Here is a 2295-nt window from a genome sequence, read left to right on the forward strand (position 1 = left end):
CACTCGGGGTGGGCGCGGGCCAGGTCGGAGTCGGGATTGACCATCTCCGGCTCCACCCAGAGCCCGAACTGCATGCCGTGCCCGCGGACGGCGTCCACGAGGGGCCGCAGCCCCTTCGGCCAGACCTCCGGGGACACGGTCCAGTCGCCGAGTCCCGCGCGGTCGTCACGGCGGGCGCCGAACCAGCCGTCGTCCAGGACGAACCGCTCGACGCCGGTCTCCGCCGCGAGCCGGGCCAGTTCGACCAGCCGGTCCGGCGTGTGGTCGAAGTAGACGGCCTCCCAGGTGTTCAGCGTGACGGGTCGCCGCGGTGACACATGCCCCGGACGGGCGCGCAGATGGTCGTGGAAGCGGTGCGCGACCCGGTCGAGTCCGTCGCCGTACGCGCCGTACACCCAGGGTGTCGCGTACCGCTCGCCCGTGGCGAGACGGACCTCCCCGGGAAGCAGGAGTTCCCCGCCGCCCAGCAGGCGCGTCCCGGTGCTGTCGTGCTCGGCCACGTGCCGGTGGTTGCCGCTCCACGCGACGTGGACGGCCCAGGTCTCGCCGTGCGTGAAGTCGCTGCCGGACTGGGTGGCGTGCAGCACGAAGGCGGAGTCCAGGCCGGTCCGGCCGCGCCGGTTCTCCCGTGTGTGGGTGCCGACGCCGAAATCCCGGCGCTGGACCTGGCGTTCCATGCCCCAGCGGCCGGTGAAGTCGAGCAGCTCCGTGGCGTGCGACGGCACGGGCAGGTGCAGCGAGAACTCGTCGAGCGTGAACTCGGCGCCGTCGTTGCCGAGTTCACCGCGCACCCGGATCAGCCCCGACTCCAGCATCTGCAGGCTGAGGACCAGCCGGAGCCCGCTCTCCCGGTCGACGGCGGTGACGTCCACGGCCGCCGCACCCGCTTCCGCGTAGTCCCCGACTGGCGTGCCGTCCACGGTGACGGCGGTGCGGGCGAACGCCGGGGACCAGTCGCGGCCCTGCCGTGAGCCGATCAGGCCGGGTCTGCCCATCCAGCCCGTCCAGGGCTCGGGCACCACGGAGACGGAGCGGGCGCCCAGTTCGCCGGGGAGGCGGCCCGCCCGCCCCGCGATCCGGCAGGCGGACGCCGCGGCGCGGGCGTCCAGCGGCCCGAGGTCGGCGCCCCAGTGCCGGACCAGGGGGAGCCGCTCGGGCGGACACTCGATGAGCAGGGAACACCCTGCCGACCGCAGATGCACGATCGGCGCGGCGGGAGTGAGGGTGTCGGACATGGCGCTCCTTGTCGGTGGGCGACTTCGTCGGTGGTGACGGTCCAGTGCGGCCTTCGGCGGTGGTCGATGGTCCCGGCCGGGGCGATCCGGTCGCGGACACCTTGACGGGGCTGACGGTCTTCCCGGCCCGGGAAGCGGGACTTCCAGGCGTAGGCGTCGGCGCCCGGGCGAGGGTGATGCGGGCCGCCAGAGGAACCGGACCGCCCGCAGGACAATGGACGGATGATCTCCGCCGAACACCTGCTCACGACCAGCGCCGCCGCCCTCTTCGATCCGGGTGCGGGGCAAGGAGCGCGGCAGTTCGCCGAGCTCGGCCTCGCCCTCGTGCTGTCCCTGCTGATCGGGGTGGAGCGCGAGGCGCGACAGCGGAGCGCGGGCATGCGCACCCATACGCTGGTCGGCGTGGGCAGCGCGCTGTTCATGGAGATCTCCGTCCACGGCTTCGGCGGGGCCGCCCACCTCGACGGGGTGTCGTTCGACCCGTCCCGCGTGGCCGCCCAGATCGTCTCCGGGATCGGCTTCATCGGGGGCGGCCTCATCTTCGTCAAGCGCGATGCCGTGCGGGGGCTCACCACGGCGGCGACCATCTGGCTNNCCGCCGTGCACTTCCTCGTCGTACGCGGACTGCCGCACCTCACCGACCGCATCGCCGTACGCCCCAGGCCGAGGCCGCTCGAACTGGCCGTCACGTACGACACCGAACACGGCCTGCTGGGCCGCGTGCTGGAGGTGACGACCGCCGAGGGGTTCCGGGTGACCGGGGTGCGGACGACCCGCGAGGAAGCGCCCTCGGGGCGGGCGTCCGCCGTGCTCAGGCTGGAGGGCACGGCGGAGGTCCGCCACCTCGCGGTCGAGCTCGGCCGGCTGGACGGGATCCGCGCGGTGGACGTGGGCGCCGTGTCGGAGACGACCGAATGACGTGCCGCCGCGTACGAACCGGGCGCATCGCGGGTCAGTTGGCCGTCAGCCCGCCGTCCACGGCCAGTGCCGCACCCGTGGCGAACGAGGCACGGTCGCTGCACAGCCACAGGGCGGCCTGGGCGATCTCGGCGGGCTCGGC

The 2295-nt window shown here is 73.9% G+C and carries 3 protein-coding genes; 1 reads left to right on the forward strand and 2 read right to left on the reverse strand.

Going from position 1 to position 2295, the window contains the following annotated elements; translation table 11 throughout:
• A partial coding sequence (locus AOK22_RS37655) for an alpha-galactosidase (protein WP_208606506.1) occupies window positions 1–1235 on the reverse strand: 1235 nt, incomplete at its 3' end.
• A 222-nt stretch (window positions 1236–1457) separates the two neighbouring features.
• Here AOK22_RS37655 and AOK22_RS43515 point away from each other — a divergent pair.
• Window positions 1458–1828: MgtC/SapB family protein (locus tag AOK22_RS43515; protein ID WP_244165267.1), on the forward strand; the 371-nt coding region annotated here is incomplete at its 3' end.
• 359 nt (window positions 1829–2187) lie between these two features.
• Here AOK22_RS43515 and AOK22_RS40495 read toward each other — a convergent pair.
• On the reverse strand, window positions 2188–2280 hold the full coding sequence (locus AOK22_RS40495; protein WP_425264116.1) for an SDR family oxidoreductase: 93 nt from the start codon (window positions 2278–2280) through the stop codon (window positions 2188–2190).
• Window positions 2281–2295 lie beyond the last annotated feature (15 nt).

It is taken from the genome of Streptomyces silaceus, from assembly GCF_001419745.1.
GTDB classification, from domain to species: Bacteria; Actinomycetota; Actinomycetes; order Streptomycetales; family Streptomycetaceae; genus Streptomyces; species Streptomyces silaceus.